This window comes from Bradyrhizobium sp. WSM4873 (assembly GCF_055811355.1).
Genome location: NZ_JBVVPS010000017.1, coordinates 168,083 through 174,963 on the forward strand (window position 1 = coordinate 168,083; position 6,881 = coordinate 174,963).

Sequence of the window (6,881 nt, forward strand, 5' to 3'; positions counted from 1 at the left end):
GAAGATTCTGGATTGCTTCGCTTCGCTCGCAATGACGAGCGACTGGAGACGCCCGTAGCCTGCATGAGCGTAGCGACATGCGGGACCGCTGTCCCGGATATCGCTGCGCTCATCCGCGCTACGAACCACCTACAATGGAGCGTCCATGGTTACGGCAAAACTGAGGTTTCTGGACAGCACTGATGCGGATCCGCTCGAGGCCTTTGCGCCAAGCGGGCCATTTGGGATTTTGGTAACGGCTATGGTCGGCCCAGCTGACGGGCCAGGACAAGAGTCCTTCGACTTCATACTCTGCACGCCCGACTGGTACAGCTCCAATATGGACGACGACATCACGATTGGACGGCATCATGTTTTCGTAAAGCAATTCGACTATTCTCGACTGCGGGAGTTTGTCGAAGCTTATTGCGCTGAATGCTCGGGAACGTCCTGGAAGGAGGCGGCAGAAAAAATGGCCCGCCTGGGGAAGTGGGAATTTGAAGACTACATTCCCCAGAACTGAATACCTTGGCGACGTGACTGGCTCCCGGCTCTGCGGAGCAGCACTTCGCGCTGCACCGCGTCCGGGACACGAGGGTGTCGGGTTAACGCTACTCCGTCCGACGGGCTCAGCGCTCCTGCAATGCCAGCCGCACGCCGATCGCGCAGTAGATGGTGCCGACCACCTTGCCCTGCCATTTCACGACGGCGGGGTGGCGGCGCAGCAAATTGCCGAGACGGCCGGCGCCGACGGCGAATACCACCGTGCTGACGAGGCCGAGCAACACGAAGACAGCGCCGAAGAGCGCGAGCTGCAGCGTCGTCGAACCATGCTCGGGCCGGACGAACTGCGGCAGGAACGCAAGGAAGAACAGCGCGGTCTTGGGATTGAGCACCTCGGTCAGCACGGCCTGCCGGAATGCCCTCATTGCGCTGATCGCGGGCGCGCCGCCATTTACCGCGATCGGCGTCTTGTCGAGCATGGCGCGAATGCCGAGATAGATCAGGAAGCCTGCGCCCGCGTATTTGACGACGCTGAACAGGACCGCCGAAGTTGCGATGATCGCAGAGAGGCCGACGATTGCCATGGTGGTGTGGACCACGTCACCGGCCGCAATTCCCGCGCCCGTCGCGATGCCGACCCTTGTTCCCGAGCTCGCGGCACGCGCCATGGTGAGGAGTGTCGCCGGTCCGGGAATGAAGACGAAGCCGAGGACGATGAGGATGTAGGTGATGAGGGTGGTGTGGTCGATCATGCGGGCATCTCTCTCGTCATTCTGTTCCGTGTCCCGGACACGAGAGGAACGCAAGCAAAGGCGCGGCCGCCGCCGCGCCTTCGGATTCCTTAAACCGCGCCGGCCTTCTGCGCATACTCCCAAGACGCTTTCGACAACGGCACGGTGCGCTTGGCGGATTCGAGCGCCTTGGCATTCGCCGCAGTGCCGTCGCGGACCCGGCCGGCGATGCCTTGCGTGATGCCGGCGAGGCGGAACAGGTTGTAGGCAAAATACCAGTTGAGATCAGGCACCGTCATCTTGGTGACGTTGCAATAGATCTGCGCGGCCTCTTCCACGCTCGGAATGTTGAGCGCCTTGAGATCGGCGCCGTCCAGGCCGGGCATCACCCACTGCATCAGCAGATAGGTGAAGTCGGCCATGGGATCGCCGAGCGTCGACAATTCCCAATCGAGCACGGCCTGCACGCGCGGTTCCGTCGCATGGAAAATCATGTTGTCGAGGCGATAGTCGCCGTGGACGATCGAGACGCGCGCCTGCTCCGGCACGGTCTTCGGCAGCCATTCGGCGACCTTCTCGAACTCCGGAATGGTCTGGGTTTCGGACGCACGGTACTGCTTGGTCCAACGATCGATCTGGCGCGCGAAATAATTGCCGGGCTTGCCGAAGTCGCCAAGACCGATTGCGACGGGATCGAACATGTGGAGCTTGGCCAGCGTCTCGATCTTGCTGGTGAAGATTTTTCGGCGATCATCCGGCGTCTGGCTCGGCAACGTCGGATCCCAGAACACCCGGCCGTCTTCCATCGACATGATGTAAAAGGCCGAACCGATGATGCTGTCGTCCTGGCACAGCGCATAGGCCTTCGCGACCGGAAAGCCCTGCTTTCCCAGCGCCGCGATCACCCGATATTCGCGATCGACCGCGTGCGCCGACGGCAGCAATTTGCCGAACGGTTTTCTGCGCATCACGTAGGAGCGGTTCGGCGTGTCCAGCCGGTAGGTCGGGTTGGACTGGCCACCCCTGAACTGGAGGACGACCAGCGGTCCCTCATAGCCTTCGACGTTGTCGCGCATCCAGGCTTCGAGCCGCATCTCGTCGATACGATGACGCTCCTCGACGGGCTTGGTGCCCGAGAATTCTTCGTCTTTCCTGACGCCGTCAGCCACGATGACGCTCCCTCTTCAGTCCGGACATGATCCTAATCGGTAACCCCCAGCGCACTTGCGTCAAGCGGTCATCCGATCACGGATCATGCCCTGTCGTTTCTTCAAATCGGGAGCGCCAGCATGCTCTCCCGCTTAATGACTGGAAGAGTTTGCATACTTCCGAACCTCGAGCCTTGCAATGGCGCGATTATGTACCTCGTCCGGGCCGTCGGCGAGACGGAGCGTGCGGATATGAGCGTAGTCCTTGGCAAGGCCGGCTTCGTCCGAGACGCCTGCACCGCCGAAGGCCTGGATCGCCTCGTCGATGATCTTCAGCGCCATGTTGGGAGCGGCGACCTTGATCATGGCGATCTCGGCCTGTGCGGTCTTGTTGCCGACCTTGTCCATCATGTCGGCGGCCTTGAGGCACAACAGCCGCGTCATCTCGATATTGGTGCGGGCCTCGCCGATGCGCTGCTCCCACACCGAATGCTCGACGATCCGCTTGCCGAAAGCGGTGCGCGAGGTGAGCCGCTTCACCATCTTCTCCAGCGCCTCCTCGGCCTTGCCGATGGTGCGCATGCAGTGATGGATGCGGCCGGGACCGAGTCGGCCCTGCGCGATCTCGAAGCCGCGGCCTTCGCCGAGCAGGATGTTCTCCTTCGGCACCCGCACGTTCTCGAGCAGCACCTGGGCGTGGCCATGCGGCGCGTCGTCGAAGCCGAACACGGGCAGCATCTTCTCGACCTTGATGCCGGGGGTGTCGAGCGGAACCAGGATCTGCGACTGCTGCTGGTGCTTGGCCGCCTTGAAATCGGTCTTGCCCATCAGGATCGCGATCTTGCAGCGGGGATCGCCGACGCCGGACGACCACCATTTGCGGCCGTTGATGACGTAGTGGTCGCCGTCGCGCGCGATGCTGGTTTCGATGTTGGTGGCATCGGACGAGGCCACGGCCGGCTCCGTCATCAGGAAGGCCGAGCGGATCTCGCCGTCCATCAGCGGACGTAGCCATTTGCGCTTCTGCTCCTTGGAGCCGTAGCGCATGAACACTTCCATGTTGCCGGTGTCGGGCGCGGAACAGTTGAAGACTTCCGAAGCCCAGGAGATGTGGCCCATCTGCTCGGAGAGCAGTGCGTACTCCAGATTGGTTAGTCCCGCGCCGCGGAATTCGTCATCCTCATGCTCGTTGGGCGGCATGAACATGTTCCAGAGGCCTTCGGCTTTCGCCTTCTTCTTGAGGTCTTCCAGCACCGGGATCACCTTCCAGCGTTCGCCGCTGCGATCCTGCTCGTCATAGACCGGCACCGCCGGGCGCACGTGCTTGGCCATGAAGGACTGCACGCGGTCGAGCCATTCCTTCTGCTTCGGCGACAGATCGAAATCCATGGGACGCTCCTCGTCTTTGCCAACTCGTTGTGGCGAACTTGTTTTGCGCCGGACTGTCCACCCGCATTGTGCGACCCGCAAGTGCGAATGCGCGACTTGCGAACTCTCCGGAACCCCTTCGCGCGTTTGCGGACGAGTCCCGATTGCGGATTGACTTCCCCGACCTTCAAACGATAGTTTCATACAACTGTTTGAATTGCAACTCCCTCCCCGAGGGGCTCCCATGGCCAGCGATCATACCCGGACTGCCATTCTCGCCGCCGCCGAACGGCTCTATGCCGATCGCGGGTTCGGCGACGTGACGCTGCGCGACATCGTCGCGGAGGCCAATGTCAACCTCGCGGCGGTGAACTATCATTTCGGCTCGAAGGACGAGTTGATCGCGGAGCTGTTCGTGACGCGCTCGATCGCCACCAACCGCGAGCGTCTGCGCGAATTGAAGGCGGCGGAAGAACAAGGCGGCGGCCGCGCGCCGATCGAGGTAATCCTGCATGCCCTGGTCGGCCCGACGCTGCGCGGCTGCCTAGGCCCCGAGAACCAGCGCTCGACCGCGGCGCGCTTCATGATCCGCGCCTCGATCGAATCCGTGCCGCCGATCCGGCGCATCAAGAACCGCGAGATCGACCATTTGCGCAAATTCGCCGGCGCGATGCGACGGTCCCTGCCCGACCGCAGCGACGTCGATATCTACTGGGGCCTGAATTTTGCGCTCGCCATGGCGCACCACACCATCCGCGAGAGCGAGCGGCTGACGAAACTGTCGGAAGGCAAATGCGACCTCGACGACGTCGAAGACGTGGTCGCCCGCGTCGTCAGCGTCGCGACGATGGCGCTGACCGCGGGACGGACAGAGGCGAAGGCGCCGCCAAAGGTGGCGGCGCGCTAAACGTCACATCATCGCGATGCAGTCGATCTCGACGTCGAAGGGGCCGAACCATTCCGGCGTGCAGACGAAGATCCGCGCCGGCGGATCGTGCGGGAAATAGCGCGCATAGACGGCGTTGAACGCGGCGAAGTGTTTGGTCGAGGTGCAGTAGACGTTGCACTTCATGACGTTGTCGAGGCTCGCGCCTGCCGTCTCAAGGCACAGCTTCATCTGCTCCATGATCAGTTCGCTCTGCCGTTCGATCGACACTTCCGCGATCTCGCCTGTGCCTGGGTCGAATGGCGGCAGGCCGGCGACGAAGATCATGTTGCCGGCGCGCGTGACCGGCGAGACCGGCGCCTGCCGGCGATCGAGGAAAGTCGAGATCGGTTCGACGCGGAGCGCTTCGCGCTTCAGTTCGGGTTTCATGGGCGGCCACCTTCGGTGCAAGCGAGATGACGGCTTGCTACATCATGTTGCAGCCGTCATGCTTCGCTTGTGATCGAAGTTTGATCGCCGAAGTTTGCCCGTTGAGCCGCCTAAGCGTGCTGCGGCATCTCCTCGGCCTCTTCCTTGGCGAGCAGCAGCAGCATCTCGATGCCCATGTCGCCTTCCTGCGGCGAGCGGATGAACTTTATTTCGTCTGCACTTTGCCGCAACGCGGCAACGATCGCGACGGCCTGGTTGGCCGTTGCCGCCTCGGTTGCCAGAATTGCCTTCTGGTTCTTGGCTTGAAACCCGATCGTGTAGGACATGCGTTCCCTCCCGGACTGAGTGGACCGATCGAATCTGAGTCGCGCGCGAAGCGGAAGCCTGTGTGAGTACGGACCGGGATTATCTGGGGATTGCGCGCAAGGCTCGCGCAAGGCCGCACGAGCGTCATGATGACGTCAAGATCTGCGCTCCGCCGAAGCTAGATGATGCCCTGCTGCTTCAGCGTCTCGATCTTGCCGGCATCATAGCCGAGCTTGCCGGCGAGCACCTCCTGGGTGTGCTCACCGAGCAGCGGCGGGGCGCGGTAGTCCTTGATCGGGGTTTCCGAGAGCGTCAGCGCGTTGCGGATCAGCGAGAGATCGGGCTGGAAGGGATGGTCGACGTTCACCCGCATGCCGCGCGACTGGACGTGGGGATCGGAAAACACCTGCTCGAAATTGTTGATCGGGCCGGAGGGCACGCCGGCCTCCTCCAGCTTGTCCAGCCAATAGGCCACCGGCTGCTTCAGGAACAGGCCGGCGAAGATCGCCATGATCTCCTTGCCGTGCACGACACGATCGTTGTTCTTGACGAAGCGCTTGTCGCTCGCAAGCTCGGGTGCGCCGAGCACGGCGCAGGTGCGCTGGAACTGGCCGTCATTGCCGACCACCAGCATCAATTCGCCGTCGGTGCAGCGGAACACGCCGGCCGGCATACCGCCATTGCCCCAGGTGCCGCGGCGCGGCGGCGTCTTGCCATTGACGAGGTAGATCTGCAGCCAGTGCGACAACGATGCGATCACGGTGTCGAACAGGCAGACGTCGATATGCTGTCCCACGCCATCATTGGCGTCGCGATGGTATAGCGCCGAGAGAATCCCGATCGAGGTGTTCATGCCGGTCATGTAGTCGACGATCGACGGGCCGACCTTCATCGGGCCCTCGCCGGGCTCGCCGTCGATATGGCCGGTGACGCTCATCAAGCCGCCCATCGCCTGCAGGATGGCGTCATAACCGGCGCGCGGCGCATAGGGGCCGGTCTGGCCGAAGCCGGTCACGGAGCAATAGATAATGCCGGGATTGATCGCCTTGATGGTTTCGTAGTCGAGGCCGTAGCGCTTGAGATCGCCGACCTTGTAGTTCTCCATGAAGACGTCGACGTCCTTGGCGAGCTCACGGATGATCGCCTGCCCCTCGGGCTTGGCGATGTTGACCGTGACCGACTTCTTGTTGCGGTTGGCGCAGAGGTAAAACGAGTTGTTGTTGTTGGCCTTGCCATCGGGGTCGGTCAGATAGGGCGGGCCGAAGGCGCGCGCGTCGTCACCGGTGCCCGGCCGTTCGATCTTGATCACCTCCGCGCCCAAATCGCCCAGCATCTGGGCCGACAAGGGCCCGGCAAGCACGCGGGTGAGGTCAAGGATCTTGATGCCTGAGAGCGGCAGGGCCGACATGTAGGTGTCCTCCGGGGAACTGGATCTTGGCGCGGCGGCGAGATCGCAGGACGCGCTCCCTGCGGATACACCATTTTGGCGGTCCGAGCACTGCACTGTGGGCATACGGCCATCCGCCCGCC

At 62.6% G+C, this 6,881-nt stretch carries 8 protein-coding genes; 2 read left to right on the top strand and 6 right to left on the bottom strand.

Annotated features, from left to right (window positions below; genetic code table 11):
* Positions 1–145 precede the first annotated feature (145 nt).
* Positions 146–502, top strand: a complete 357-nt coding sequence (locus AC0L21_RS22685; protein ID WP_473264014.1) for an immunity 8 family protein — start codon at positions 146–148, stop codon at positions 500–502.
* A gap of 106 nt (positions 503–608) precedes the next feature.
* Here AC0L21_RS22685 and AC0L21_RS22690 read toward each other — a convergent pair whose 3' ends face one another.
* The 3 genes from AC0L21_RS22690 to AC0L21_RS22700 form a co-directional block, all read right to left on the bottom strand.
* Positions 609–1,235, bottom strand: a complete 627-nt coding sequence (locus AC0L21_RS22690) for a LysE family translocator (RefSeq protein ID WP_473264015.1) — start codon at positions 1,233–1,235, stop codon at positions 609–611.
* Positions 1,236–1,324: 89 nt separating this feature from the next.
* Positions 1,325–2,383, bottom strand: a complete 1,059-nt coding sequence (locus AC0L21_RS22695) for a phosphotransferase family protein (RefSeq protein WP_473264016.1) — start codon at positions 2,381–2,383, stop codon at positions 1,325–1,327.
* Positions 2,384–2,515: 132 nt separating this feature from the next.
* Positions 2,516–3,751 (bottom strand): acyl-CoA dehydrogenase family protein, encoded by a 1,236-nt coding sequence (locus AC0L21_RS22700; RefSeq protein ID WP_275168169.1) that lies wholly within the window; start codon positions 3,749–3,751, stop codon positions 2,516–2,518.
* Positions 3,752–3,974: 223 nt separating this feature from the next.
* On the opposite strand from AC0L21_RS22700, the gene AC0L21_RS22705 reads away from it, so the two are divergent.
* A complete protein-coding gene (locus AC0L21_RS22705) occupies positions 3,975–4,637 on the top strand; it encodes a TetR/AcrR family transcriptional regulator (protein WP_473264017.1) in 663 nt (220 codons plus the stop codon).
* Positions 4,638–4,640: 3 nt separating this feature from the next.
* On the opposite strand, the gene AC0L21_RS22710 is transcribed toward AC0L21_RS22705, so the two are convergent.
* The 3 genes from AC0L21_RS22710 to AC0L21_RS22720 form a co-directional block, all read right to left on the bottom strand.
* The gene (locus tag AC0L21_RS22710; RefSeq protein WP_473264018.1) at positions 4,641–5,045 is read right to left on the bottom strand and encodes a RidA family protein; all 405 of its coding nucleotides are present in this window, start codon (positions 5,043–5,045) and stop codon (positions 4,641–4,643) included.
* Positions 5,046–5,155: 110 nt separating this feature from the next.
* Positions 5,156–5,371: a hypothetical protein gene (locus AC0L21_RS22715; protein WP_007602925.1), complete on the bottom strand. Its 216-nt coding sequence runs from the start codon at positions 5,369–5,371 to the stop codon at positions 5,156–5,158.
* Positions 5,372–5,529: 158 nt separating this feature from the next.
* On the bottom strand, positions 5,530–6,759 hold the full coding sequence (locus tag AC0L21_RS22720; protein WP_473264019.1) for a CaiB/BaiF CoA transferase family protein: 1,230 nt from the start codon (positions 6,757–6,759) through the stop codon (positions 5,530–5,532).
* Positions 6,760–6,881 lie beyond the last annotated feature (122 nt).